Source organism: Enterobacter cloacae complex sp. IR5428 (genome assembly GCF_049238585.1).
GTDB lineage: Bacteria > Pseudomonadota > Gammaproteobacteria > Enterobacterales > Enterobacteriaceae > Enterobacter > Enterobacter intestinihominis.
Genome location: NZ_JBMKHV010000002.1, coordinates 241,574 through 267,467, shown reverse-complemented (window position 1 = coordinate 267,467; position 25,894 = coordinate 241,574). Strand labels below are relative to the sequence as shown.

The window sequence follows — 25,894 nt, the reverse complement described above, 5'->3', positions numbered from 1 at the left end:
GAAACAAATAATTTCGATCCTTGTCACTAAAATAACGGTACATAAAAAATAAACTCAAGTTTCATAAAAACGAAACGTTATTTTAATTGAGGGTTTTTTCATGTTTAAGAAATCTCTGCTCCTTGCTTCCCTTATTAGTGCCTCTTTTGCGGTTAGCGCCGTTACCGTCGATCTGCGTCACGAATATATTGACAGCGGCTCGAATGCCGACCGTGTTGCCGTCTCGCACCGCTTTGATAATGGCTTCGGTTTTTCAGTCGAGGCGAAGTGGAAATCAGGCGGGGACAAGGCAGATCAGCCATTCGCGGATGTGGTGGGGAACGGTCACGAAGATCAGATTAGCTGGCGCTGGAAAGCGACAGACAATATCGCCCTGACGCCTGCGTTTACGATTGAAAGCACAGACAGTCGTACCATTTATAAACCGAATCTGCATGTGCAATATAGTTTCGATAATGGCTTCTACGTGGCCGCGCGTTACCGTTATGAATATACCCGCTACCCGTCAAGCTCAAATAAGGACGATGATAAAGTTAACCGTGGTGATGCGTGGGTCGGTTGGGTATTAGGTGACTGGCGTACCGAGCTGAACTATGTTTACGCGAAAAGCTCTGAAGGCGTGGCCCGAAATAACAATAAAGATTATTCCAATGAATATAACGCCAAGCTGGCCTACAAATGGGATAAAAACTGGGCACCGTATGTTGAGGTGGGCAACGTGGGGGTTAAAGACACTGACGAACGCCAGACCCGTTTCCGTTTAGGCGTGGCGTACTCCTTCTGATAATCCAGCTTCTTCGCTAAAAACCGCCGGGTGGCGCTTCGCTTACCCGGCCTACACTTTCCTTCCACTCCGTCGTTTCGTATGCCGGGTGGCCCTGCGCTTACCCGGCCTACACTTTCCTTCCACTCCGTCGTTTCGTATGCCGGGTGGCCCTGCGCTTACCCGGCCTACACTTTCCTTTTACTCCGTCGTTTCGTATGCCGGATGGCGATGCGCTTACCCGGCCTACACTTTCCTTCCACTCCGTCGTTTCGTATGCCGGATGGCGATGCGCTTACCCGGCATACACTTTCTCTCCAATCAGTCGTTTCGTAGGCCGGGTAAGCGTTAGCGCCACCCGGCAAAAAGCGCCGCAATCACCCAAAAAAAAGCCCTCCGAATCGGAGGGCAAGGCCAGTTACAGAAACACTAACTCATTCAGGCATGCAACATTTCAGGTTGCTCGGGGAGTTTCGCGATATAGAGGGCTGGTTTGCCGTCTTTATCGGAACTGTACAGCACCGCTTTTTCGTCCGGCGTGAAGGACGGATGCGGGTGGGTTACCTGGCGGCTGTTCGCCACCGTAGCCCAGGAAGTGTCATGACGGGCAATGCGGTAATAGGCTTTCTTCGCCACGTCAAAGGCATACAGATAAGGATCGTTATCAATGGTGTAGCCGCCGGTGTCTTTCACATCGACAGGCGTGCCGGAACCGTCGCCAACCAGCATGGTGCCGTCGACGTTGCTCATCAGGTGCGAACAGGCGGGCATGTTCATTACCGCTTCATTCACGCCGGTGTCCGGATTGAAGCGGGAGATGGTGCGCCCTTGCTGACCTTTCAGGTAAGAGACGTAGATCAGCGCGGACCCGTCCGGCACCCAAAATTCATGCGTGCAGCTTTCCCCTTCCGCGTGCGTTTTCACTTTCCGCACGTTGCTGCCATCTTCGTTGACCAGCCACATGCGGGCGTCAACCAGGTCGTGTGGCCCTTCATGACAGAAGGCCACGGTATTGTCATCGAACGGGCGATAAATCGGATGTCCCAGCCAGATCTTCTCGTCATGGATGGTGGTGCTTTCACCCGTTTTTAGATCAACGCGCAGCAGGCGGCAGTGCGGCCCTTTGTGGAAGAAGTCGTGGAAAATTTTCCAGTCGTTGAGTGGCGTCCAGTCACGTCTGGCAATCTCAATACCCACCAGTTTGGTGCAGTCGCTGTTCGCGACCCAGGTGCCGTAGCCAACCCACTCTTCCGGGACACGGTACACTTCGCGCTCTGCCAGCGTCTTTAAATCCACCTCAAGCAGGGTGCGATCGTTCTTCACATAGTAGAGGGATTGATCGTCCGGAGAGAGGAACCCGCCAAAGGTGTTATCGCCCGCGCCTTCGGTCAGCTGCACCGCTTCGGCGTTTTTCAGATCCAGCAGGTAATAGTTCCAGTGACCGTCGAACTCCCCGGCGAACAGCAGGTGGCTGCCATCGTTAAAGAAGCACTTCTGGTAAAAGTAGTTGCGATGACAGGTTACTTCCGGTGGGGTCAGGCGGGTAACTTCCACGCCTGTATCCGGATCGCGGCTTACCTCGTAGTTCAGCTTGACCCGCATACCTTTAGCCATAATGCACTCCTTTGAACGCGTAATATAGGTTGAAAACTAGGTGTTAAATTATCAAAACATCGTTTCATTGTGTGTGACTGACAGCGCAAATTCTCAGTTTCTTTAGCCAGATTGAGGGGCTTAAAGATTTATCGTGATCGAAACACCATTTCTGGCATAAACATACAGAAAAAATGAAACGTTGTTTTAAATGTAATTGAAAACCCCATGTACAGGGGATAATATGTGTTCATCACGAAAACGGAACATTGTTTCGTTATTCATCTTTGCCTTCGGGCACGATCAATTCTGGAGGTTTACGTGGACGTCAGACAAAGCATCCACAGTGCGCACGCAAAAACGCTGGATACTCAGGGGCTGCGCAGTGAGTTTTTAGTTGAGCAAGTGTTCGAAGCCGACAAGTACACCATGGTCTACAGCCATATTGACCGCATTATTGTGGGCGGGATTATGCCGGTGGCGAAAACCGTGTCCGTGGGCGGTGAAGTGGGCAAACAGCTGGGCGTGAGCTACTTCCTCGAACGCCGTGAACTGGGCGTGATTAACATTGGCGGGCCGGGCACCATAACCGTCGATGGCCAGTGCTACGAAATTGGTCACCGTGACGCGCTGTACGTCGGAAAAGGCGCGAAAGAAGTGGTGTTCGCCAGCATCGATGGCAGCAAACCGGCGAAGTTCTACTACAACTGCGCCCCGGCTCATACGACTTACCCAACCAAAAAAGTCACGCCAGCGGACGTTGCCCCGGTGACCCTTGGTGACAACCTCACCAGCAACCGCCGCACCATCAATAAATACTTCGTACCGGATGTGCTGGAAACTTGCCAGCTCAGCATGGGGCTGACCGAGCTTGCGCCGGGCAACCTGTGGAACACCATGCCGTGCCATACCCACGAGCGCCGCATGGAAGTCTATTTCTACTTCAACATGGATGAAGATGCCTGCGTGTTCCACATGATGGGACAGCCGCAGGAAACTCGCCATATCGTGATGCACAACGAGCAGGCGGTCATTTCGCCAAGCTGGTCCATCCACTCTGGCGTGGGAACGAAAGCTTATACCTTTATCTGGGGTATGGTCGGTGAAAACCAGGTCTTCGATGACATGGACCACGTCGCTGTTAAGGATCTGCGCTAGTCGCAGGCAGTTAAGCACACATCTGCCTGTTGGTGACAGGCGCTGAACGATTAAGGAACAAACATGATTCTGGATGCATTTTCTCTGCAGGGTAAAGTGGCTGTGGTTTCCGGGTGTGACACCGGGCTGGGGCAGGGTATGGCGTTAGGTCTGGCGGAAGCGGGCTGTGATATCGTCGGGATTAACATCGTAGAGCCAACGGAAACCATCGAGCGCGTCACCGCGCTGGGCCGTCGTTTCCTGAGCCTGACCGCGGACCTGCGCAAAATCGATGCGATCCCTGAACTGCTGGATCGCGCGGTGGCGGAGTTCGGGCATATCGATATTCTGGTCAACAATGCGGGCCTGATTCGCCGTGAAGATGCGATTAACTTCAGCGAAACGGACTGGGACGACGTGATGAACCTGAACATCAAGAGCGTGTTCTTTATGTCCCAGGCGGCTGCGAAGCACTTCATCGCGCAGGGGAAAGGCGGCAAGATCATCAATATTGCCTCCATGCTCTCTTTCCAGGGCGGCATCCGCGTACCGTCTTACACCGCATCGAAGAGCGCCGTGATGGGCGTGACCCGTCTGCTGGCGAACGAGTGGGCGCAGCACAATATCAACGTCAACGCGATTGCGCCGGGCTACATGGCCACCAACAATACCCAGCAGCTGCGTGCTGATGAAGAGCGCAGCGCGGCAATTCTGGAACGTATTCCAGCGGGTCGCTGGGGTCTGCCGAGCGATCTGATGGGCCCGGTTGTGTTCCTGGCTTCTCCGGCTTCGGATTACATTAACGGCTATACCGTCGCCGTTGACGGCGGCTGGCTGGCACGTTAATTCAGCCTTAATAAAGAACCTCTGCCCTCGGGTAGAGGTTTTTTTTGCGCCAAAATTGGCTTTATCCATATCCTTAAAGATGAAAAATCCATACTAAAAAGGAATAAATGACGGGTATCACACATTTATTGCTTAAATATTAACTAATTAATAAAAAATAAGGTTAAACCACCCTGATTTGAAATTGTAATGTCCATCACAGAACGGTATGTCGTAGCGAAATAATCCATATCTTCACCAGTTCCGACCTGACACTTTCTTCCGGTATCTCGTAATTTCACTTAACGAATTTCGCTGTTGAGGCAGGAAACTATGACATCTATAAATGACTCTACCCTTATGCCCGCTGCGCTGCGCGATACCCGACGCATGAACCAGTTTGTTTCTGTTGCGGCCGCCGTAGCCGGTCTACTGTTTGGTCTGGATATCGGCGTTATCGCTGGCGCACTGCCCTTTATTACCGACCACTTTACGTTAAGCAACCGCCTGCAAGAGTGGGTGGTGAGCAGCATGATGCTGGGCGCGGCCATCGGCGCGTTGTTTAACGGCTGGCTGTCGTTCCGTCTCGGGCGCAAATACAGCCTGATGGTTGGGGCGATCCTGTTCGTCGCAGGCTCCATTGGCTCCGCGTTTGCGACAAACATAGAAGTGCTGCTGCTTTCACGCGTGTTGCTTGGCGTAGCGGTGGGTATCGCGTCCTACACCGCGCCGCTTTATCTCTCTGAAATGGCAAGCGAGAACGTGCGCGGGAAGATGATCAGTATGTATCAGCTGATGGTGACGCTCGGTATCGTGCTGGCGTTTCTGTCGGATACGTACTTTAGCTACAGCGGCAACTGGCGGGCAATGCTTGGCGTGCTGGCGCTGCCTGCGCTGCTGCTGATTGTGTTAGTCATTTTCCTGCCGAACAGCCCGCGCTGGCTGGCGCAAAAAGGGCGTCACGTGGAGGCGGAAGAGGTGCTGCGCATGTTGCGCGACACGTCTGAAAAAGCGCGTGAAGAGCTGAACGAAATCCGCGAAAGCCTGAAGCTGAAGCAGGGCGGCTGGTCCCTGTTTAAGGCGAACCGCAACGTGCGCCGCGCGGTGTTCCTCGGCATGCTGTTACAGGCGATGCAGCAGTTTACGGGGATGAACATCATTATGTATTACGCCCCGCGCATTTTTAAAATGGCCGGTTTTACCACCACCGAACAGCAGATGATCGCCACGCTGGTGGTGGGGCTGACCTTTATGTTCGCCACCTTTATCGCGGTGTTCACCGTTGATAAGGCCGGACGTAAACCCGCCCTGAAAATTGGCTTTAGCGTGATGGCGCTCGGCACCTTAATCCTTGGCTACTGCCTGATGCAGTTCGATAATGGCACGGCGTCAAGCGGCCTCTCCTGGCTCTCCGTGGGCATGACCATGATGTGTATCGCCGGTTACGCGATGAGCGCCGCGCCGGTGGTGTGGATCCTGTGCTCTGAAATACAGCCGCTGAAATGCCGTGACTTTGGTATCACCTGTTCCACCACCACCAACTGGGTGTCGAACATGATCATTGGCGCGACCTTCCTGACGCTGCTGGATGCGATTGGCGCGGCAGGCACCTTCTGGCTCTATACGGTGCTGAACGTGGCGTTTATCGGTGTGACCTTCTGGCTGATCCCCGAAACCAAGGGCGTGACCCTGGAGCATATTGAACGCAAGCTGATGAGAGGGGAGAAACTACGTAATATCGGCGTGTAATGTAATTGCCCGGTGGCGCTTCGCTTACCGGGCCTACGATACCGTGTAGGCCGGGTAAGCGGCTTAGTGTTTACCGCATCGCACGTCTCAAAATACGCTCCGCCTGACGCTGGAAGTCAGCGGCCGTCTCTTCCACGGTTTTCTGCCCGTAGTCGATATACTGCAAAGAAGTACCGAACTGCGCCACAATCTGTGGGTCGTCAAAGTATGGCGAGACGGTGAGTTTCGCCGGCAACGACTGCGCCAGACGCAGGCCTGCCACGGAAGGATCGTCCTCTTTAATGGTGCCGTCTTCGGTCAGATACTGCACCGCCACTTTGCTCAGCGGTACGCCACGCTCAAGGCCCAACGTATCGACCCCTTCTTTGCTGTTGAGCAGGAAATTAATCAGCTTCGCCGCCGCTTCCGGGTTTTTGGTCGACTTACCAATCGACAGCATTTGCGCCGGTTTGAAGAACAGGCCCGCGTCGGTGGCACCCGGCAGCATTGGGTAGCTGCCCAGCTCCAGTTTCGCCGGTGGCTTCAGGTTGTCGGAATATTTGTTGATGGTGGAGTTCCACATATAGGTGCCGCCCCATTCTCCCTGGATCCACGGCTTCATCTCATACATGTTGCTCTTACCAAACGAGGCATAGTATTTGGTGTCCGGCATGACGTGGCTGTCGATCAGCTTTTTGTAGGTCTGGAAGAACTCCACCCACTGTTCCTTTGTGTAGCTGAACTTTTTGGTTTTCTCATCCACCGCAGGAATGTTGTACTTCTGGATCATGTACGAATTCAGCAGCGCCAGCGTATCCTGGTGCTCCAGGATCACCGGATAGTATTGCTTACCGAGCTTGCTCTCGAAGGTTTTACCGGCCGCCATCAGCTCGTCCCAGGTTTTCGGGTACGCAATACCCGCTTTTTTCCAGGTTTCGTCATTGAAGTAGAACACCCGCGCCGTCACCGAGATCGGAATGCCGTTCAGCTTGCCATCCACGGTGGTGGTTTGCAGCTCTTTGGGATCGAACTGCGACAGGTCGATCACCTCCTTCAACTTGTTCAGATCGTAGAAGCCGTCACCGGTTTTGGAGAAGATCGGCAGCCAGTTCCAGTTCGTCTGCATTACGTCTGGCTCGGTTCCACCCGCAATCTGGGTGGTCAGACGGGAGAGGTGACCGTCCCAGCCGGTGTATTCCGCTTTCACGTTGATGTCCGGGTTCTGCTTATGGAACTCCTCCAGCGCTTTCAGGGTGACCTGGTGACGGCCGTTGCCGCCCCACCAGGACATCCGTAAATCCACATTCTGCGCCATCGATGGCAAAGCGGTAAGGCCCAGGGTCGCGGAGATAGCTGCGCTTAAAAGCACTTTTTTCATTTTTATCACTCCATCAGAGAGAGAGGTTCTGTTCAGTTTTTGCGTCAAAAATATGACACTTATTCATATCAAACGTGAAATACACCTTACGATGAAGTCCCTTATCAATCATTGGTTTAGCTTCATCGGACGGGATTCTGGCGGTCAGTTCGTAGTCCGCGACCTTCAGGTACACAAAGAATTCGTGGCCCATGTTCTCAACGCGCACCATCTCCCCACTACAGCCGCCGTTCGGGAAGGGCTCATCAGAGAGCGACACAAATTCCGGACGCACGCCGAAGAAGATCTCCTGACCCGCGTAAGCGGCGACTTTCTCCTGCTTCTCCGCGTTCAGCGGCATGCTTTCATCACCAATGGCGATGTGCAGCTGTCCCGCTTTTTCGACCAGCACGCTTTTGCGTATATTCATCTCCGGCGCGCCGATAAAGCCCGCTACGAACATGTTCTTCGGCTTGTGGTAGAGATTGTCCGGCGTATCCACCTGCATGATATGGCCGAGCTTCATCACGCAGATGCGGTCGCCCATGGTCATCGCTTCGGTCTGGTCGTGGGTCACGTAAACGGTGGTGGCCGGTTTTCCGGATTTCTTCAGCTGCTTGTGCAGGTCGGAAATACGGATACGCATTGAGGCGCGCAGTTTGGCGTCGAGGTTTGAAAGCGGCTCATCGAACAGGAACACATCCGGCTTTTTCACAATCGCACGGCCTACCGCCACGCGCTGCGCCTGGCCGCCGGAAAGCTGGCGCGGCAGGCGGTCAAGCAGCTCTTCAAGCTCAAGAATTTTAGCGGCTTCATTCACCTGGGACTCAATCTGATCTTTCGGCAGCTTGCTCAACTTGAGGCCAAAGGCCAGATTCTCGCGCACCGTCATGTGTGGATAGAGGGCGTAGTTCTGGAACACCATCGCAATCCCGCGCTCTTTCGGCGCGAGGTTGTTCACGATCTTGTCGCCGATACGCACCTCGCCGCCGCTGATGGTTTCCAGTCCCGCCAGCATGCGCAGAGTAGTGGATTTGGCGCAGCCGGATGGGCCGACGATCACCATGAATTCCCCTTCGGCGATTTTAAGATCGATAGCGTGTACCGCTTTAAAACCGTTGGAGTAGACCTTTTCCAGCTTGTTGAAAATAACTTCAGCCATGGTATTTCCCTCTTAACCTTTAATTCCGCTGCTGGTGACGCCCTGTACGAAGTAGCGCTGTGCCAGGAAGAAGACAATGATGGATGGCAGAATGGAGATGCTCGCCATTGCCAGAATTTCGTTCCACGGCGCCCCTTCGGTGACGTCGATGGACATTTTCAGCGCCAGTGCAATCGGGTATTTATCCACGCTGTAGACATAAATCAGCGGCCCGATAAAGTCGTTCATGGACCACATGAACTGGAACAGGGCGACGGAGATAATGGCCGGTTTAAGGATCGGCACAACCACGTACCACAGCACCTGAAGGGAGTTACAGCCGTCAATCTGCGCCGCCTCTTCCATGTCACGCGGGACGCCGCGCAGGAACTGGATCAGCATGAAGACGAAGAACCCCTGGGTGGCGAAGGCCAGCGGCAGGTACAGCGGCATATAGCTGTTCAGCATGCCCATCTCACGGAACATCAGGTACTGCGGGATCAGCAGCACGGTGCTTGGCAGCAGCATGGTGGTAATGAGCGTGGCGAACCAGAACTTCTTCCACGGGATCTCGAAGCGGGCAAAGCCATACGCCACGATGGTGGAGGAGATAATGGTCAGGATCACTTTCGGGATCACATACTTAAAGGTGTTCAGCATGTAGTGGCCGAAGTTGTACTCGGTGCCGGTTTTCCAGCCGTTGATGAAGCCGTCCCAGGTGGCATGGGCAGGCCACAGGCTCAGGGTGGTGAAGATCTCGTGGTTCGGTTTGAACGACGCGGAGAACATCCACACCAGCGGGTAAAGCATCAGCAGGCCGACAAACAGCAGGATCGCATAGCGAACGGTGGCGTTGATTTTCTCTCTGCGCAGCGTGCGGGCTACTTCGCGTTCGGCGATGCTTCTTGCCGTGGAGAGTTGTTGAATATCAGCCATTTTTGCCTCCTTTATCGGCGGAGTAGAACACCCAGTATTTCGACGACTTAAAGGCGATACCGGCGAAGACGGCCACCACAAGGAACAGGATCCACGCCAGCGCCGCGCCATAACCCATATCGAAATACTTAAACGCGGTGTCGTAGATGTAGAGCGAGAACAGGTAGGTCGAATAGGTCGGCCCGCCGCCGGTGATCACGTACGGCCCGGTAAATTCCTGGAACGCCTGCGTGGTCTGCATGATGAAGTTGAAGAAGATCACCGGCGTAATCAGCGGCACGGTCACCTTCATGAACATCTGCCATTTCGATGCGCCATCGATCATCGCCGCTTCATACTGGGACTGCGGTACGTTTTGCAGCGCGGCCAGGAAGATGACCATCGCGGAACCGAACTGCCAGACGCGCAGCAGGGTAACGGACATTAGCGCCAGTGACGGTTCACCCAGCCAGTTCACCGGGTCAAAACCAAATACGCCGATAAAGCTGTTCAGCAGGCCATCGATGGCAAATAAGGCGCGCCACAATACGGCAATGGCGACGGAACTGCCGAGGATCGACGGAATATAGTAGGCAGTACGGAAAAATCCGATGCCGCGTAATTTAAAGTTCAGGACAAAGGCAATCCCTAATGCGAAGGCGAGCTTTAACGGAATGGTTAAAAATACGTATGCAAAGGTCACGCCCATGGATTTCCAGAAGAGCGTGTCTTCGGTAAACATGTAGCGATAGTTTTCGATGCCGTTAAACACCGGCGGACTCATCAAATCGTAATCCGTAAAGCTGAGGAAAAATGATGAGACGAAGGGGAATGCCGTAAAGAGTATCAACCCGATGATGTAGGGTGATATCCATGCGAGCCCCAGCAGCTTGTTTTCATTCATACATACCTACCTGGCGATCAATGGTTTAAAACGGAATCTGCTTTGTTACATCTTCCCAGGCCAGCATCGCGCGGCATGAGAGCTGAATTTTAGGGTGCAATATCTGGCGTCGGCTAAATATAAAATTGTTTTTTAACGCTTTTTTGCCTTCCTCTTTGCGCTAAATGCGTTGGGTTTCAAAAGAGCTGAACCGCCGTTCTTGGATACTAAAACATCGTTTTATTTTATATTATTGCGATTTATTTCTGCGTCATTCGCTTAATGATGGAAATGTGATCAGCGTCGAAACGCTGTTTCAATATAGTGAGGGAGGTGGCATTTTTGCCTTTTCACGGACGTTCGTCGGGGCTGCGAGGAGGCGATACGAAGCACAAGTGGAAACGGGAAAAACATTAGTCACGCAGCGTGGCTAACTACCAGATCTGATAGCAGGTCTACAGATGTACCAATTCGGCATTCAGATAATTCTTACATTCTTGTATGATTTCTCAAACCGGAACCAGTCAGGCAGAATTTCACTGCATCCTTAAAAGAAGAACAGTTATGTCAGCAATGGATTTCAAACAACATACGGATCTCAACTTTCCTCACTATGCTCCCCCGGCGGTGAGCGCTAAAGAAATAGATCTCCTGGGTCTGCTGGACGTCCTGCTGGCAGCAAAAAAACGCATCATTACCATTGTGTTTGCATTTGCACTGGTCGGCCTGGCAATCGCCTTCCTGATACCGCAAAAATGGACCAGTAAAGCGGTCATTACGCCAGCGGAACAGACGCAGTGGAGTTCGCTGCGCCAGATGATGGTGACGCTGCAGGTGCTTGATGTGGACGTTAAAGTTACCCGTGCGGATGTATTTAATCTGTTTATCAAAAAGTTTCAGTCTCAGTCCCTGCTTGAAGAGTACATGAAGAGCTCTCCTTACGTGATGGCTCAGCTCGATGGCACCGAGGTTGACCCGCTGGAGCTGCACCGCGCGGTGGTCAATATCGCCGAAAAGATGAAGGCTATTGATAACACCCAGGAAAAAAATGCTGATAAAGCACCGTATCTATCCTGGACGTTAAGCTTCACTGCCCCAACGGCAGAGGACGCGCAGAAAGTGTTAAATGGTTACATTCAGTACATTTCCCGCATCGTCGAGCAGGAGACCATGCAAAACATCCGCGATCAGCTGATCCTGAGAACCAAAACGGTTCAGCAGCAGCTGGAGCTGGATCGGGTTCGACTGACCAATATCCACAATACCAACCTGCAACGCCTTAACTACTCGCTGGAAGTGGCGAACGCGGCAGGGATCAAAAAGCCGGTTTACAGTAACGGACAGGCGGTGAAAGACGATCCGGATTACTCCGTCGCGCTCGGCGCGGACGGGATTGCGCAGAAATTGCAGATTGAAAAAAATCTGAAGGATGTTTCTGAGCTGAACGCCGATTTCCAGAACCGCGAATACTATCTGGCGCAGCTGCAAAAACTCTCCTTCGAAGACGTGAGCCTGGAGCCGTTCAAATACCAGCTCTCTCCTTCTATGCCGGTGAAAAAAGATGGCCCGGGCAAAGCACTGATCGTGCTGCTGGCGGGTATTCTGGGTGGGCTGTTCGCCTGTGGCAGCGTGCTGCTGCGCGAAGCAATGCGCTCCCGCAGCCCGCTGCCGGAACAACTTCCTGAGCCGGTTACGGAATAACATGAAAAAAGGCGCTCTGATGAGCGCCTTTTTTTATTTCAGGAAATCCTCGCGTACCGGCGTAAAGGTATCCAGCAAGGTGCCGGGTTTGAGGCAAACGCAGCCGTGCATCACGTGCGGCTTTTTATAGAGAGTGTCGCCCGCCGTCACCACATGCTTTTCCTCGCCAATGGTGAACTCAAATTCCCCCGAGAGAACGTAGGTGAGCTGCTCATGCGGGTGGTTATGCAGCGGGCCAATCGCACCTTGCTCGAAATTCACTTCCACCGCCATCATCCTGCCATCGTGCGCCAGAATACGACGCGTCACGCCGTTGCCCAAATCCTCAAGCGTGGTCTCTTTATGGAAAATAAACATATTTTCGCCCTGTTATGTAATGAAACATTGTTTCATTTAACTTATCTCAGCCGCAGCGAAAAGAAAACGTTTAGCCAAATAACTGGAAAGGCGATCACAAGTTTGCTTCACTGGGTGAAACGTACAGGAGGAAAGATGAAAACGATCGGTCTGTTAGGGGGCATGAGCTGGGAATCAACGATCCCGTACTACCGCCTGATTAATGAAGGCGTCAAACAGCGTCTGGGCGGTCTGCATTCGGCCAGCCTGCTGCTGCACAGTGTGGATTTCCATGAAATAGAAGCCTGCCAGTCGAGCGGGGAGTGGGACAAAGCCGGGCAAATGCTGGCAGACGCCGCACTTGGCCTGGAGCGTGCGGGCGCGCAGGGTATTCTGCTGTGTACCAACACCATGCATAAGGTGGCGTCGCATATTGAAGACCGCTGTTCGCTGCCGTTCATACATATCGCGGATGCCACCGGGCGTGCCATACGTGCCGCCGGCATGACGCGCGTGGCGCTGCTGGGGACGCGCTACACCATGGAGCAGGATTTTTACCGCGGGCGGCTGAGTAGCCAGTTCGGGATTGAAAGCCTGATCCCGGAGGAGGCAGACCGGGCGCGCATTAACCAGATTATTTTTGATGAACTGTGCCTCGGCACCTTCAGCGAAGCTTCGCGCGCCTGGTACGTCAGCGTGATTGAGAAACTGGCGCAGCAGGGGGCGGAAGGAGTCATCTTCGGCTGTACCGAAATTGGCCTGCTGGTGCCGGCAGACCAAAGCCCGATACCGGTCTTTGATACCGCCGCCATCCATGCCGCGGATGCGGTGGAGTTTATGCTGTCATAAAGGTTTTTGCAGGTCAGGTAAGCGAAGCGCCACCTGACGCGCGTGCGCAATCAGGTGTTCACTAAAGGCATCAACCAGCGCTGAGGCGGGCCGGTGCAGCGGGCGGATCAGGCTTACGGTAAAGGGAACGGAAACGCTAAAACGGCGCAGAACCACGCCGCTGCTGGCGTAGTCCATAGCCGTGAGCGGGTTCACCACCGAAATACCCACGCCCGCGCGCACCATCGCGCAAATTGATGCCGCACTGTGCGTTTCCATCACCATCCGCCGCTTCACCTGATGTTCGGCAAACAGGCCATCCAGAAGCTGCCGGTAGCTGTCGGTCTGCGACAGGCTGATATAGTTCTCACCGTGAAAATCTGCCGGGGTCAGAACTGCTTTGAAAGCAAGCGGGTGGCTGGCAGGCAGCACGCAGACCTCATCCAGCGAGAGCAGCTCCGTGCGTTCCGTTCCCGCTGGCGTGACGAGGGTTTCGGTCAGACCCAGATCGTGGCGCTGGGCCGAAAGCCACTCCTCCAGCAGCGGCGACTCCTGCGGCACGATGGTCAGGCTGACCTCCGGATAGCGGGCCAGAAACGGCTGTAGCAGTACCGGCAGGAATGACTGAGAAAAGACCGGCAGGCAGACGATGGACAGCTCGCCCTGGCGAAACTCCCTCAGGCTCTCCGCCGCGCTCACGATCCTGTCCAGCCCGTACCAGGAGCGCTGAACCTCCTCAAAAAGACGTAAACCCTGCACCGTTGGATGCAGCCTGCCGCGGGTGCGTTCAAACAGCTTCAGCCCCAGCACTTTTTCAAAACGCGCCAGCTCGCGGCTGACCGTCGGCTGCGAGGTGTGCAGCATCTGCGCGGCTTCAGTGAGATTGCCGGTGGTCATCACCGCATGAAAAATCTCGATATGGCGTAGGTTAACGGCGGGCATAGGGCACCTGATGGCTGAGCGTGGTCCATATCATTTTTGCATAGACTCACGATAAAACGATATTTTTTATTCTCTTCAGGCTGTGGCGTAATGATAAAAAACAGAATACCGGAGACGACCATGCCACGCCCGCTCAACCAGACCGAAACCGATTTAAACGCCGATAACCTGCTGCGCCTGCCTGCCGAATTCGGCTGTCCGGTGTGGGTCTACGATGCGCAGATTGTTCGCGAGAAAATCGCCGCGCTGCATCAGTTTGACGTGGTGCGTTTTGCGCAGAAGGCCTGCTCCAATATTCATATTCTGCGCCTGATGCGCGAGCAGGGCGTGAAGGTTGACTCCGTATCGCTGGGTGAAATCGAACGTGCGCTGGCGGCCGGGTTTGATCCAAAGGCCGATAGCGACGCGATCGTCTTCACCGCTGACCTGATAGACGACGCCACGCTGGCGCGCGTGCACGAGCTGCAAATCCCGGTGAATGCCGGTTCGGTGGATATGCTGGAACAGCTTGGGCAGGTTTCCCCGGGCCATCGCGTCTGGCTGCGCATCAACCCGGGCTTTGGTCACGGTCACAGTCAGAAAACCAACACCGGGGGCGAAAACAGCAAGCACGGGATTTGGTATGCCGATATGCCTGCGGCGCTGGAGGTTTTACAACGTTACAACCTTAAGCTGGTGGGTATTCACATGCATATCGGATCCGGCGTGGATTATGGCCATCTTGAGCAGGTCTGTGGCGCGATGGTGCGTCAGGTTATCGATTTTGGCCAAGATCTGGAGGCGATCTCCGCCGGGGGAGGGCTTTCGATCCCTTACCGCGAAGGGGAGGAGGCGATCGACACGGATCACTATTACGGCCTGTGGAGCGCCGCGCGTGACAGCATTGCCGCTCATCTGGGCCATGCGGTGAAGCTGGAGATTGAGCCGGGTCGTTTCCTGGTCGCCGAAGCTGGCGTGCTGGTGGCGCAGGTGCGGAGCGTGAAGGAGATGGGAAGCCGTCACTTTGTGCTGATTGATGCTGGCTTCAACGACCTGATGCGCCCGTCCATGTACGGCAGCTATCATCACATCACCGCGCTTGCCGCCGATGGCCGCGATCTGGTCAACGCCCCGCGCATCGAGACCGTTGTTGCCGGCCCGCTGTGTGAATCCGGTGACGTCTTTACTCAGCAGGAAGGCGGGAAAGTCGAAACCCGTTCGCTGCCAGAGGTAAAACCGGGAGATTATCTGGTGCTGCATGATACCGGTGCATACGGGGCGTCTATGTCTTCGAACTACAATAGCCGTCCGCTGCTGCCGGAAGTGCTGTTTGATAATGGCGTGGCGCGGCTGATTCGCCGTCGCCAGACCATTCAGGAATTGCTGGCGTTAGAGCTGGTCTGATTAAACCAGGGCCCTGTTGTCACCGAATCGCGTAACACCAGCGTGCCGGTGAACGGTGGGATCGCTTCAACCGGCTGGTTTTTTGCCAGCCGGATCGCCTGGTCGATCGCCGTCACGATCATGTTGTCGATCGGCAAATACACCGACGACAGGGCAGGCTCCAGCCACTTTGCGCTGGGGGCATCGTCAAAACCAAACAGCGAAATATCCTGCGGGATCTTCAGCCCGGCCTGGTGTAATGCTTTGGAGGCGCCCAGGGCCATATCATCATTACAGGCAAACAGGGCGCTGAACGATGTCTTTTCCGCAATCAGCTCCTTGCACAGCTCGTAACCCCGCGTCATGCCTGCATCGCCGTATTTAATCCGCCGCTCATCGAGACGAATACCGTGCTTCTCCAGCGCCTTGCGGTAGCCCATCAGCCGCGCTTTACCCGTTGGGGTGTGGATCGGGACGGTGATACAGGCGATCTCCCGATGGCCCTGGCTTATCAGGTAATCCACCGCTTTGAAGGCTGCGTCCTGCTGTTCAAAGAAGACGCAGCGATCCGCCGCCTGGCTCACTTCGCGGTTAATGATCACCAGCGGCGTCTGCACGCTGTTGATCAGCTTCAGGATCGTCTTTTCGCTCATGTAACGCGTGTACAGCACGATGGCGTCGCACTTGCGGTCGGCGAGCATCTGCACCGCCAGTTCTTCCTGTTCAGGGGCATCGTGACCGTCGGTAACAATCAGCTGTTTACCGTGCGTTTCGGTCTGCCGTGACGCCTGCTGTAGCAAACGACCAAAGTAAAAACCGTCGAACGTCGAGACGACCAGACCGATGCTGTTGCTGGTCTGGTTAGCCAGCGAGCGCGCGAGAAAGTTCGGACGATAGCCCAGCTCCTCCATCGCGCGAAATACCTGCTGGCGCGTGCTCTCTTTAACCTGACCTGTGCCGTTCAGCACGCGCGAAACGGTGGCCTTCGACACGCCCGCACGCAGTGAGACATCCAGCATTGTTGCCATTCGAAATTCCTGTTTCCACGTAATGGTTTGCAGTTTAACACAGACCATCCGGCGCATAAGCGACGTGGGAAGGACAAAACCCCATAACGATCACGCTTTTCAGTAACGATCCTCGCCCGCGGAATAAATGCCTGTCATTGGTATACCAAAATGGTGATAAATCATAATCTGGAATACCTCTAACGGCGTTGGGAGCTTAATCACAGAACAAATCGCCTGTGGACGCTATTTTTGGCATACCAATAGTATCCGGCTGTACACCTTATTCAATAAAAGCCCTTTTACTGAGGTATTACCCTATGGCATTTCAGGAAAAACTGATCGACGCTCTGGGCAGTTTTGCCACTACCTTCAACAGCTATCGCTATATCCAGGCGATCAAGTCTGCGTTTATTACCTTAATGCCAGTCATCATAGTGGGGGCGTTCTCGGTATTGATCTCCAATATGGTGCTGGATCCGAAAAACGGTCTGGCGAGCTTTCAGTCGCTGTCGTTTCTCGCGGCCTTAAAGCCGATCACCAGCGCGCTCAACTATGCCACGCTGAATTTTCTCAACATCGGCGCGGTGTTTTTAATCGGCATTGAGCTGGGGCGTATTAACGGCATTAAGTCCCTGTTCCCCGGCCTGCTGGCGGTGATCTGCTTTATCTGCGTGACGCCGACCACGGTGGAAATGCTGGTGGACGGTGAGATGCACGTGGTGAAAGATGTGCTGCTGCGCCAGTTCTCAGATACCCGCAGCCTGTTCCTCGGTATGTTTATCGCCATCCTGTCGGTGGAGATCTACTGCTGGCTGGAAAACCGCAAGGGGCTGAAAATCAGGATGCCGGACACGGTGCCGCCGAACGTTGCCGCGTCGTTCTCTGCGCTGATCCCGGCCATTATCACCACCACCGCCATCGCCACCTTTGGCTTCGTGTTTCATCAGGTTACCGGCATGTATCTCTACGACGCGGTTTATCAGGTGGTACAACAGCCGCTGGAGCGCGTGGTGCAAAGCCTGCCGGGGATCCTGCTGCTGATGTTTGTCGCCCAGCTGTTCTGGGTGATTGGTATTCACGGCAACCAGATGATCAAGCCGATCCGCGAGCCGCTGCTGCTGGGGGCAATCACCGTTAACATGAGCGCGTTCGAGCAGGGCAAAGAGGTGCCAAACATCATCACCATGCCGTTCTGGGACGTCTATATGAGCATCGGCGGCTCCGGCCTGACCATCGGCCTGCTGATAGCCGTCATGATTGCCACCAAACGTAAAGAGATGAAGGAGATAGCCAAGCTCTCCATCGGGCCGGGTATTTTTAATATCAATGAGCCGGTGATCTTCGGTATGCCAATCATGCTCAACCCGATCCTGGCTATCCCCTTCATCATCACGCCGCTGGTGACGGGCTCGATTGGTTACTTTGCCACCGTGACCGGATTTGCCGGGAAAGCTGTGGTAATGGTGCCCTGGACCACGCCGCCGCTGATCAACGCCTGGCTGTCAACGGCGGGCTCCATGGGGGCGGTCATCACCCAGTTTATCTGCATCGTGACCGCGGTGATTATCTATCTGCCGTTTGTGAAAATTGCTTCACGCCGCGCAGAGCAGGCCGCACTGCAACAAGCCACCGATAACGCATGAGGATACGATGAGCACAAAACAGATAGCCATACCGCAAGATTTTATTCTGGGCGCGGCGGCATCGGCCTGGCAGACCGAGGGCTGGAGCGGCAAAAAGCCGGGGCAGGATTCGTGGATCGATCTCTGGTACATGAACGATCGTCACGTCTGGCATAACGGCTATGGTCCGGCGGTGGCAACCGACTTTATCAATCGCTTCCGCGAAGATGTAGCGCTGATGAAGCAGGCGGGACTGACGCACTATCGCACTTCGATCAACTGGTCGCGCTTTTTAACCGACTATGAAAATGCGACGGTAGATGAAGAGTACGCCGCGTATTACGACGCGCTGTTCGATGAAATGCACCGTCAGGGCATTGAGCCGATGATCTGCCTGGAACACTACGAATTGCCGGGCGTACTGCTGGAGACCTACGGCGGCTGGGCGTCAAAGCACGTCGTCGAGCTGTTCGTTCGCTATGCGGAAAAGGTATTTGAGCGCTTTCACGGCAAAGTCACCCGCTGGTTTACCTTCAACGAACCGATTGTGGTCCAGACGCGCGTCTACCTTGACGCGCTGCGCTGGCCCTATGAGCAGAGCACCAGCACCTGGATGCAGTGGAACCACCATAAGGTGCTGGCGACGGCGAAAGTGGTGAAGCTGTTTCGCGAGAAAGGGTATGACGGCACGGTGGGCTGTATTCTTAACCCGGAAGTGACCTATCCGCGATCCCGCGCGCCGCATGACGTGCGAGCGGCAGAGATGTACGATCTGTTCTACAACCGCGTCTTTCTCGACCCGCTGGTGCACGGGCGCTATCCGCAGGCGCTCTTTACCCTGCTGGCGCAGCATCAGGTGCAGTGGGACTACACGGCTGACGAGCTGGCGCTGATTGCCGACAACACCGTCGATGAGCTGGGCATTAACCTCTATTACCCGCATCGCGTCAAAGCCCCGTCCCGCGCCTGGCACCCGGAGACGCCGTTCCATCCGGCGTACTACTACGAGCCGTTTGAGCTGCCCGGACGGCGTATGAACACCTCCCGCGGCTGGGAGATCTTTCCGCGCATTATTTACGACATGGCGATGCGGATTAAAAACGACTATCGCAACATTGACTGGTTTGTGGCGGAAAGCGGGATGGGCGTGGAGAACGAAGCGCAGTATCGCAATCGTGACGGCGTCATTGACGACACGTACCGCATCGCGTTTATCAGCGAACATCTCTACTACACGCTGCTGGCGCGGGAGGCGGGGGCGAACTGTCACGGTTATATGCTGTGGGCCTTCACCGACAATGTCTCCCCGATGAACGCGTTTAAAAACCGCTACGGGCTGATTGAGATCGACCTTGAAAATCAACGCGCACGGCGGGCAAAGAAATCAGCGTCCTGGTTCCGCCAGCTGCGCGATGAGCGTGTGCTGACGCTCAGGGTAGACGATGAATGGAAGTAAGCCTTCTGGTAAAATAGCGCACAAACTGGCCGGGGGGACGTCCGGCCCGCGCATTAACTGAAAAACACAGGTGAAAACGTGGATAAGGCTGTCATCCTGCCGGAAAAAAAACAGTACCAGGAAATTGGCGAGGATTTACGGGCGCAGATTATCCAGGGGCATTATCCCGTGGGATCGCGTCTGCCGCCGGAGCGCAACATCGCCGAGACGTATGGCGTCAGCCGCACTATCGTGCGCGAGGCGCTGCTGATGCTTGAGCTTCAGGGAACGGTGGATATTCGCCAGGGGTCAGGCGTGTACGTGATGCGCATTCCGGAAGAGCATGAAAACGAGGAAGAGCGTTTTCTGAACAGTGACGTTGGGCCGTTTGAAATTCTCCAGGCGCGTCAACTGCTTGAAAGCAATATCGCTGCCTTTGCCGCAAAAATGGCGACACGGGCGGACATCGACAACCTGCGCCGCATTATCGAGCAAGAGCAACGGGCGATTGCCGTCGACGATCGCAGCCAGGACAACAACAAAATGTTCCACCTGGTGCTGGCTGGGGCCACACAAAACCAGATGCTGCTGGCGACGGTTGAGAGCGTCTGGCATCACATGGACAGCAGTCCGCTGTGGCAGCAGTTCAATGGCCATATCGCCAGCCGCGCCTGGCGCCTGAAGTGGCTCGGAGACAGGCAAACCATTCTCGCTGCGCTCCGCCGCCGCGACGTGATGGGGGCGTGGCAGGCGATGTTCCAGCATCTTGAAAACGTCAAAAAGAGCCTGCTCGAGCTGTCAGACGAAGACGCGCCCGATTTTGACGGCTATCTCTTCGAATCGGTCCCTCTTTTCCAGGGGAAGCTGGTGTGAATATACTGCCGCTTCACGCTGCGCCGCAGTTTACACAGCAGGTGATCGACTGGATCTGGAACGCGTTTGGTGAAGGTATTCCGCGTGCCTTTTTTCCAGAGCATTGTCGAGCACAGCCTGACGCCAGGCGAGTTACCGCTCACCTTTATTGCCGTTGAGGATGACCAGCTGCTGGGCACCATTGGGTTGTGGCGTTGCGATTTAATTTCCCGGCAGGATCTTCATCCCTGGCTGGCTGCGCTGTATGTCGATGAAGCCGCGCGGGGAAACGGGCTGGCGGGAAAACTTCAGCAGCATGTTATCGGCTACGCGCGACGCGCCGGGTATCACGAGCTCCATCTCTGGTCTGCCTGCCGCGACTTCTACGAACGTTACGGCTGGCACTACATCGGTGATGCGCTGGAATACCCGGATAAAACCGTCCATCTCTATCGCTGTTCGCTCACGGCTTCCGCGGGCGATACCACCGAGTGACGGCGCACTAAGGTTGGGCTGAACAGGTGGGTAATTTCCGGTGGCGGGCGATGCTCGGCCAGCGCTAACGCCAGTTCTGCCGCCTGCGTTGCCATGGTCACAATCGGGTAGCGCACGGTGGTCAGGCGAGGGCGCACGTAGCGCGACACCAGCACATCATCAAAGCCAATCAGCGAAATTTCTGCCGGGACGTCGATTCCGTTATCATTCAGCACGCCCATTGCGCCGGCGGCCATGGAGTCGTTATAGCTGGCCACGGCGGTGAAATTCCGCCCGCGGCCCAACAGCTCGGTCATCGCCTGCTCGCCGCCACTCTCATCCGGTTCTCCGTACGCCACAAGACGATCGTTGCACGGCAGACCGGCTTCGCGCAGCGCGTCGTAATAGCCCTGAAGGCGATCTTCCGCATCGGAAATTGGGTGGTTGGAGCACAGATAACCAATTCGGGTATGGCCCTGCTGGATCAGGTGACGGGTTGCGAGCCATGCGCCGTAACGGTCGTCGAGCGCCACGCAGCGGGTTTCAAATCCGGGAATAATACGGTTGATAATCACCATCCCCGGCATCTGTTTCATCAGATGGATCAGCTCGGCGTCGGGGATCATTTTGGCATGGACCACCAGCGCCGCACAGCGATGACGGATCAACTGCTCAATGGCCTGGCGTTCTTTCTGTTCATTGTGGTAGCCATTACCAATCAGCAGGAAATTACCGGTGTGATAAGAAACTTGTTCTACGGCTTTGACCATCGCACCGAAAAACGGATCGGATACATCCCCGACCACAAGCCCGATGGTTTCTGTCGACTGTTGGGCAAGGGCGCGTGCGTTGGCGTTAGGGTGATAATTCAGGTTTTCCATGGCGTCCTGCACGGCCTGGCGCGATGCATCACTCGCTTTAGGGGAGTTGTTGATCACGCGGGAGACGGTCGCGACGGAAACACCGGCCAGACGAGCCACATCCTTAATTGTCGCCATTCAATACCTTCTTATAGGGGTAAGCGTTTACACACTAACTAGTGTTGCGGAAAAGCGGCGCGCATTCAAGGGGAGCGGGTGAGCGTCCTCTGCAAACGTGAAGCAGAACATCCCTCGCGGTGTAATCGTTACACGGCCAGTCATGTCTGAATAATGTCAATCTGAACCTTTAGTTACACTTTGCCTCAGGCTGTTGCGATTGTCCGTTGGCAACGATGCGTTGTGAATTGCTAGAGTCGAGATCCCAGAGGTATTGATAGGTGGAATCAACTTCGGTTGATTAACACGATTTACACCAACCTGCGTTTTACGCAGGTTTTTTTTTGCCTGTAAGTTCAACCTGTAACAGCAAAAGAGATTATTCACACCTGGTTGCACTTCGGCTCATTCCCTTGCGTTTTCCTGCTGGCGAAGCCTGTCGCCGGAGGCCACAATCAAGATCCCAGAGGTATTGATTGGTGAGAATTCCTGGTACGTTTTCGTACTCTTCACTTGCACCAACCTGCGCGGATGCGCAGGTTTTTTTTCGCCTCTGTTTTTGCTATCGCTCCCTCACTACTTCTCGTGTAATCTGCCACCATTTATACCTTTCACACTGGCTGGCAAAGGGAGTTGAAATGCTTTTTGGGTTCTTCCGCACACTGTTTCGTGTCCTGTTTCGCATTCGCGTGACTGGCGATACGCAGGCACTCTATGGCGAGCGTGTTCTTATCACACCGAATCACGTCTCTTTTCTTGATGGCGTATTGCTGGCGCTTTTTTTGCCCGTGCGGCCCGTCTTTGCGGTGTACAGCTCCATCAGTGAAAAATGGTACATGCGCTGGCTCAGGCCGCTGATTGATTTTGTCCCGCTCGACCCTACCAAACCGATGATGATTAAACATCTGGTGCGTCTGATTGGGCAGGGGCGTCCGGTGGTTATCTTCCCGGAAGGGCGGATTTCAGTGACGGGCTCCCTGATGAAAATTTACGACGGCGCCGGTTTTGTCGCGGCGAAGTCTCAGGCCACCGTCGTGCCGCTACGCATCGACGGGGCTGAGCTGACCTTTTTCAGCCGTCTGAAAGGGCTGGTGAAGCAGCGTCTGTTCCCGAAAATTACGCTGCATATATTACCGCCGACGTTACTGCCGATGCCCGAGGCGCCGCGCGCGCGTGATCGCCGTAAAATCGCCGGGGAAATGCTGCACCAGATTATGATGGAAGCGCGCATGGCCGTACGCCCGCGCGAAACGCTGTATGAATCGTTGCTGTCGGCGCAGTATCGCTACGGTGCGAAGAAAAACTGCATCGAAGACATCAACTTTACGCCGGATACCTACCGTAAGCTGTTGACCAAAACGCTGTTTGTCGGGCGTATCCTGGAAAAGTACAGCAAACAGGGCGAAAAGATCGGACTGATGCTGCCAAACGCGGGTATCAGCGCGGCGGTGATCTTTGGTGCTGTCTCCCGGGGCCGCATTCCGGCGATGATGAACTACACGGCGGGCGTGAAAGGGCTCTCCAGCGCGATTACCGCAGCACAAATCAACACCATCTTTACCTCCCGCCAGTTCCTGGACAAAGGCAAGCTGTGGCACCTGCCGGAACAGCTGACGCAGGTGCGCTGGGTGTTCCTGGAAGATCTGAAAGCAGACGTCACGACCGCCGACAAGCTGTGGATTTTCGCGCACCTGCTGATGCCGCGTCTGGCGCAGGTTAAGCAGCAGCCGGAGGATGATGCCATTATCCTCTTTACCTCCGGCTCTGAAGGCAACCCGAAAGGTGTGGTTCATAGCCACAAAAGCATTCTGGCAAACGTCGAACAGATTAAAACCATCGCTGACTTTACCGCCAACGATCGCTTTATGTCGGCGCTGCCGCTGTTCCACTCATTTGGTTTGACCGTGGGTCTCTTTACGCCGCTGCTGACCGGTGCCGAGGTGTTCCTCTACCCAAGCCCGCTGCACTACCGCATTGTGCCGGAGCTGGTTTATGACCGTAACTGCACGGTGCTGTTCGGGACGTCCACCTTCCTCGGAAACTACGCGCGCTTCGCCAACCCGTATGATTTCTTCCGCGTGCGCTACGTGGTGGCGGGGGCGGAAAAACTCCAGGACAGTACGCGCCAGATCTGGCAGGACAAGTTTGGCCTGCGGATTCTGGAAGGCTATGGCGTGACGGAGTGCGCGCCGGTGGTCTCCATCAACGTTCCGATGGCGTCAAAACCGGGAACGGTTGGCCGCATTCTGCCGGGGCTGGACGCGCGTCTGCTGGCGGTACCGGGTATTGAAGACGGCGGACGTCTTCAGCTGAAAGGGCCGAACGTCATGAACGGCTATCTGCGTGTGGAAAACCCGGGCGTGCTTGAGGCACCGACGGCCGAGAACGTCAATGGCGAGGTTGAAACGGGCTGGTACGACACGGGCGATATCGTGCGCTTCGACGATCAGGGCTTCGTGCAGATCCAGGGACGTGCAAAACGCTTCGCCAAGATCGCCGGGGAAATGGTCTCTCTTGAAATGGTCGAGACGCTGGCGACCGCAGTCTCGGCAGAGAAAATGCATGCGACCGTGGTGAAAAGTGATGCCAGTAAAGGCGAGGCGCTGGTGCTCTTTACTACTGACGGTGAACTGAAGCGTGATGCGCTTCTCAGGTATGCGCGCGAACATGGTATCCCCGAGCTGGCGGTCCCCCGCGATATTCGTTACCTCAAACAGTTACCGGTGCTGGGCAGCGGTAAACCCGATTTTGTGACCCTGAAGGGCATGGTTGAAGAGGCGGAACAGCATAATGCGTGAGTCAGTACACACTAACACTTCAATCTGGTCGAAAGGCATGATGGCGGTTATCGCCGCCCAGTTTCTTTCCGCGTTCGGCGATAACGCGTTGCTGTTTGCTACGCTGGCGTTGCTGAAAGCTGAGTTTTATCCCGACTGGAGCCAGCCGATCCTACAGATGGTGTTTGTGGGTGCTTACATTGTATTTGCGCCGTTTGTCGGCCAGGTGGCAGACAGCTTCCCGAAAGGTCGGGTCATGATGTTTGCAAACAGTCTTAAGCTTCTGGGCGCGGCAAGCATCTGCTTTGGTATCAACCCGTTTGTTGGCTACACGCTGGTAGGCATTGGCGCGGCAGCTTACTCCCCGGCGAAGTACGGCATTCTGGGTGAGCTCACCACCGGCGATAAGCTGGTGAAGGCCAACGGCCTGATGGAGTCCTCCACCATTGCGGCTATTCTCCTGGGTTCGGTGGCGGGCGGCGTGCTGGCAGACTGGCATGTACTCGCCGCGCTTGGCATCTGCGCCCTGATGTACGGCGGCGCGGTGATCGCCAACCTGTTTATCCCCAAACTGGCCGTGGCGCGTCCGGGACAATCCTGGCGCTTCGGGCCAATGACCGGCAGCTTCTTCAACGCCTGCCGCGTACTGTGGCGTAACGGTGAAACACGCTTCTCGCTGATGGGCACCAGCATGTTCTGGGGGGCCGGCGTTACGCTGCGTTTCCTGCTGGTGCTGTGGGTGCCGGTGGCGCTGGGTATAACAGACAACGCCACGCCGACCTACCTGAATGCCATGGTCGCCGTCGGGATTGTGGTCGGGGCCGGGGCTGCGGCCAAACTGGTAACGCTTGAAACCGTTGCGCGCTGCATGCCTGCAGGGATCCTGATCGGCGTCGGCGTTCTGTTCTTCTCCCTGCAACATGCCATATTGCCAGCCTATGCCCTGTTGTTACTGATCGGCGTATTAGGCGGTTTCTTTGTGGTGCCGCTCAACGCGCTTTTGCAGGAGCGCGGCAAGCAGACCGTCGGGGCTGGCAACGCCATTGCGGTGCAAAACCTTGGCGAAAACATGGCGATGCTGCTGATGCTGGGGATTTACTCGCTGGCGGTAAAAGCAGGTGCGCCGGTTGTGGCAATCGGGGTGGGGTTTGGCGCACTGTTTGCGCTGGCGATTACCGGGCTGTGGGTCTGGCAGCGTCGGCGGTGATATCTTTGCCGGGTGGCGGCTCCGCCTGA

21 protein-coding genes and 1 pseudogene are annotated in these 25,894 nt (G+C 55.3%); 13 read left to right on the top strand and 9 right to left on the bottom strand.

Translation table 11 applies throughout. The features are described from left to right. Window positions 1-100: 100 nt before the first annotated feature. Window positions 101-784, top strand: a complete 684-nt coding sequence (locus tag ACOTXC_RS03560) for an oligogalacturonate-specific porin KdgM family protein (protein ID WP_022649255.1) — start codon at window positions 101-103, stop codon at window positions 782-784. Window positions 785-1,201: 417 nt separating this feature from the next. Here the strand turns inward: ACOTXC_RS03560 and ACOTXC_RS03555 are convergent, their stop codons facing one another. Further along, window positions 1,202-2,377 carry an oligogalacturonate lyase family protein gene (locus ACOTXC_RS03555; RefSeq protein ID WP_022649254.1) on the bottom strand — a complete coding sequence of 392 codons (1,176 nt, stop codon included), beginning with the start codon at window positions 2,375-2,377 and terminating at the stop codon, window positions 1,202-1,204. 300 nt (window positions 2,378-2,677) lie between these two features. Here ACOTXC_RS03555 and kduI point away from each other — a divergent pair, with 300 nt between their 5' ends. The 3 genes from kduI to ACOTXC_RS03540 all read left to right on the top strand — a co-directional run bounded on the left by kduI (window position 2,678) and on the right by ACOTXC_RS03540 (window position 6,067). Beyond that, window positions 2,678-3,514, top strand: a complete 837-nt coding sequence (kduI, locus tag ACOTXC_RS03550; RefSeq protein WP_017382863.1) for a 5-dehydro-4-deoxy-D-glucuronate isomerase — start codon at window positions 2,678-2,680, stop codon at window positions 3,512-3,514. A gap of 63 nt (window positions 3,515-3,577) precedes the next feature. Further along, on the top strand, window positions 3,578-4,339 hold the full coding sequence (gene kduD, locus ACOTXC_RS03545; RefSeq protein WP_003862835.1) for a 2-dehydro-3-deoxy-D-gluconate 5-dehydrogenase KduD: 762 nt from the start codon (window positions 3,578-3,580) through the stop codon (window positions 4,337-4,339). Between the two features lie 312 nt (window positions 4,340-4,651). Then, entirely contained in the window at window positions 4,652-6,067 is a 1,416-nt protein-coding gene (locus ACOTXC_RS03540) for a sugar porter family MFS transporter (RefSeq protein ID WP_023298523.1), read from the top strand. 70 nt (window positions 6,068-6,137) lie between these two features. Here the strand turns inward: ACOTXC_RS03540 and ACOTXC_RS03535 are convergent, their stop codons facing one another. Genes ACOTXC_RS03535 through ACOTXC_RS03520 form a run of 4 tightly spaced genes read right to left on the bottom strand, consistent with a single transcriptional unit; the run spans window position 6,138 to window position 10,363 of the window. Then, the gene (locus ACOTXC_RS03535) at window positions 6,138-7,424 is read right to left on the bottom strand and encodes an ABC transporter substrate-binding protein (RefSeq protein ID WP_023298522.1); all 1,287 of its coding nucleotides are present in this window, start codon (window positions 7,422-7,424) and stop codon (window positions 6,138-6,140) included. A gap of 13 nt (window positions 7,425-7,437) precedes the next feature. Then, entirely contained in the window at window positions 7,438-8,565 is a 1,128-nt protein-coding gene (locus ACOTXC_RS03530) for an ABC transporter ATP-binding protein (protein WP_023306863.1), read from the bottom strand. A 12-nt stretch (window positions 8,566-8,577) separates the two neighbouring features. After that, window positions 8,578-9,480, bottom strand: coding sequence for a carbohydrate ABC transporter permease (locus ACOTXC_RS03525; RefSeq protein ID WP_022649251.1), 903 nt, complete (start codon window positions 9,478-9,480; stop codon window positions 8,578-8,580). Continuing rightward, entirely contained in the window at window positions 9,473-10,363 is an 891-nt protein-coding gene (locus ACOTXC_RS03520) for a carbohydrate ABC transporter permease (RefSeq protein ID WP_003862825.1), read from the bottom strand. The genes ACOTXC_RS03525 and ACOTXC_RS03520 overlap by 8 nt, the downstream gene beginning before the upstream one ends. A gap of 543 nt (window positions 10,364-10,906) precedes the next feature. Here ACOTXC_RS03520 and wzz(fepE) point away from each other — a divergent pair. Beyond that, window positions 10,907-12,043, top strand: a complete 1,137-nt coding sequence (gene wzz(fepE) / locus ACOTXC_RS03515) for an LPS O-antigen length regulator Wzz(fepE) (RefSeq protein WP_421767406.1) — start codon at window positions 10,907-10,909, stop codon at window positions 12,041-12,043. A 33-nt stretch (window positions 12,044-12,076) separates the two neighbouring features. Here wzz(fepE) and ACOTXC_RS03510 read toward each other — a convergent pair whose 3' ends face one another. Further along, on the bottom strand, window positions 12,077-12,400 hold the full coding sequence (locus tag ACOTXC_RS03510; RefSeq protein ID WP_022649249.1) for a cupin domain-containing protein: 324 nt from the start codon (window positions 12,398-12,400) through the stop codon (window positions 12,077-12,079). 135 nt (window positions 12,401-12,535) lie between these two features. On the opposite strand from ACOTXC_RS03510, the gene ACOTXC_RS03505 reads away from it, so the two are divergent. Further along, a complete protein-coding gene (locus ACOTXC_RS03505; protein ID WP_045620840.1) occupies window positions 12,536-13,228 on the top strand; it encodes an aspartate/glutamate racemase in 693 nt (230 codons plus the stop codon). Here the strand turns inward: ACOTXC_RS03505 and ACOTXC_RS03500 are convergent. Beyond that, on the bottom strand, window positions 13,223-14,149 hold the full coding sequence (locus ACOTXC_RS03500; protein ID WP_022649247.1) for a LysR family transcriptional regulator: 927 nt from the start codon (window positions 14,147-14,149) through the stop codon (window positions 13,223-13,225). The genes ACOTXC_RS03505 and ACOTXC_RS03500 overlap by 6 nt on opposite strands. A gap of 120 nt (window positions 14,150-14,269) precedes the next feature. Between ACOTXC_RS03500 and lysA the strand changes: the two genes are divergently transcribed. Beyond that, window positions 14,270-15,532: a diaminopimelate decarboxylase gene (gene lysA / locus ACOTXC_RS03495; RefSeq protein ID WP_017692727.1), complete on the top strand. Its 1,263-nt coding sequence runs from the start codon at window positions 14,270-14,272 to the stop codon at window positions 15,530-15,532. On the opposite strand, the gene ACOTXC_RS03490 is transcribed toward lysA, so the two are convergent. Further along, complete coding sequence (locus ACOTXC_RS03490) at window positions 15,502-16,539, bottom strand: LacI family DNA-binding transcriptional regulator (RefSeq protein WP_022649245.1); 1,038 nt, start codon at window positions 16,537-16,539, stop codon at window positions 15,502-15,504. The genes lysA and ACOTXC_RS03490 overlap by 31 nt on opposite strands. A gap of 299 nt (window positions 16,540-16,838) precedes the next feature. Here ACOTXC_RS03490 and ACOTXC_RS03485 point away from each other — a divergent pair, with 299 nt between their 5' ends. From ACOTXC_RS03485 to ACOTXC_RS03470, 4 genes and pseudogenes are all read left to right on the top strand, one after another. Beyond that, window positions 16,839-18,164, top strand: a complete 1,326-nt coding sequence (locus ACOTXC_RS03485; protein WP_006811828.1) for a PTS sugar transporter subunit IIC — start codon at window positions 16,839-16,841, stop codon at window positions 18,162-18,164. Window positions 18,165-18,171: 7 nt separating this feature from the next. After that, entirely contained in the window at window positions 18,172-19,599 is a 1,428-nt protein-coding gene (locus ACOTXC_RS03480) for a glycoside hydrolase family 1 protein (RefSeq protein ID WP_023298517.1), read from the top strand. A gap of 78 nt (window positions 19,600-19,677) precedes the next feature. Beyond that, window positions 19,678-20,451: a GntR family transcriptional regulator gene (locus tag ACOTXC_RS03475; protein ID WP_022649243.1), complete on the top strand. Its 774-nt coding sequence runs from the start codon at window positions 19,678-19,680 to the stop codon at window positions 20,449-20,451. Then, window positions 20,448-20,925: pseudogene (locus ACOTXC_RS03470) on the top strand (GNAT family N-acetyltransferase). Before ACOTXC_RS03475 ends, ACOTXC_RS03470 begins: the two are co-directional and overlap by 4 nt. Here ACOTXC_RS03470 and galR read toward each other — a convergent pair. Next, window positions 20,880-21,902, bottom strand: a complete 1,023-nt coding sequence (gene galR, locus ACOTXC_RS03465) for an HTH-type transcriptional regulator GalR (RefSeq protein WP_003862806.1) — start codon at window positions 21,900-21,902, stop codon at window positions 20,880-20,882. The pseudogene ACOTXC_RS03470 and the gene galR sit on opposite strands and share 46 nt — an antisense overlap. Before the next feature lie 617 nt (window positions 21,903-22,519). Between galR and aas the strand changes: the two genes are divergently transcribed. Together aas and lplT are read left to right on the top strand one after the other, a co-directional pair. Further along, complete coding sequence (aas, locus tag ACOTXC_RS03460; protein ID WP_108367790.1) at window positions 22,520-24,679, top strand: bifunctional acyl-ACP--phospholipid O-acyltransferase/long-chain-fatty-acid--ACP ligase; 2,160 nt, start codon at window positions 22,520-22,522, stop codon at window positions 24,677-24,679. Further along, window positions 24,672-25,865, top strand: coding sequence for a lysophospholipid transporter LplT (gene lplT, locus ACOTXC_RS03455; RefSeq protein WP_022649240.1), 1,194 nt, complete (start codon window positions 24,672-24,674; stop codon window positions 25,863-25,865). The genes aas and lplT overlap by 8 nt, the downstream gene beginning before the upstream one ends. Window positions 25,866-25,894 lie beyond the last annotated feature (29 nt).

Coding starts and splice junctions, on each gene's coding strand:
- ACOTXC_RS03560 (WP_022649255.1), top strand. CDS start 101: ATGTTTAAGAAATCTCTGCTCCTTGCTTCCCTTATTAGTGCCTCTTTT.
- ACOTXC_RS03555 (WP_022649254.1), bottom strand. CDS start 2,377: ATGGCTAAAGGTATGCGGGTCAAGCTGAACTACGAGGTAAGCCGCGAT.
- kduD (WP_003862835.1), top strand. CDS start 3,578: ATGATTCTGGATGCATTTTCTCTGCAGGGTAAAGTGGCTGTGGTTTCC.
- ACOTXC_RS03540 (WP_023298523.1), top strand. CDS start 4,652: ATGACATCTATAAATGACTCTACCCTTATGCCCGCTGCGCTGCGCGAT.
- ACOTXC_RS03535 (WP_023298522.1), bottom strand. CDS start 7,424: ATGAAAAAAGTGCTTTTAAGCGCAGCTATCTCCGCGACCCTGGGCCTT.
- ACOTXC_RS03530 (WP_023306863.1), bottom strand. CDS start 8,565: ATGGCTGAAGTTATTTTCAACAAGCTGGAAAAGGTCTACTCCAACGGT.
- ACOTXC_RS03525 (WP_022649251.1), bottom strand. CDS start 9,480: ATGGCTGATATTCAACAACTCTCCACGGCAAGAAGCATCGCCGAACGC.
- ACOTXC_RS03520 (WP_003862825.1), bottom strand. CDS start 10,363: ATGAATGAAAACAAGCTGCTGGGGCTCGCATGGATATCACCCTACATC.
- ACOTXC_RS03510 (WP_022649249.1), bottom strand. CDS start 12,400: ATGTTTATTTTCCATAAAGAGACCACGCTTGAGGATTTGGGCAACGGC.
- ACOTXC_RS03505 (WP_045620840.1), top strand. CDS start 12,536: ATGAAAACGATCGGTCTGTTAGGGGGCATGAGCTGGGAATCAACGATC.
- ACOTXC_RS03500 (WP_022649247.1), bottom strand. CDS start 14,149: ATGCCCGCCGTTAACCTACGCCATATCGAGATTTTTCATGCGGTGATG.
- lysA (WP_017692727.1), top strand. CDS start 14,270: ATGCCACGCCCGCTCAACCAGACCGAAACCGATTTAAACGCCGATAAC.
- ACOTXC_RS03490 (WP_022649245.1), bottom strand. CDS start 16,539: ATGGCAACAATGCTGGATGTCTCACTGCGTGCGGGCGTGTCGAAGGCC.
- ACOTXC_RS03485 (WP_006811828.1), top strand. CDS start 16,839: ATGGCATTTCAGGAAAAACTGATCGACGCTCTGGGCAGTTTTGCCACT.
- ACOTXC_RS03480 (WP_023298517.1), top strand. CDS start 18,172: ATGAGCACAAAACAGATAGCCATACCGCAAGATTTTATTCTGGGCGCG.
- galR (WP_003862806.1), bottom strand. CDS start 21,902: ATGGCGACAATTAAGGATGTGGCTCGTCTGGCCGGTGTTTCCGTCGCG.
- aas (WP_108367790.1), top strand. CDS start 22,520: ATGCTTTTTGGGTTCTTCCGCACACTGTTTCGTGTCCTGTTTCGCATT.
- lplT (WP_022649240.1), top strand. CDS start 24,672: ATGCGTGAGTCAGTACACACTAACACTTCAATCTGGTCGAAAGGCATG.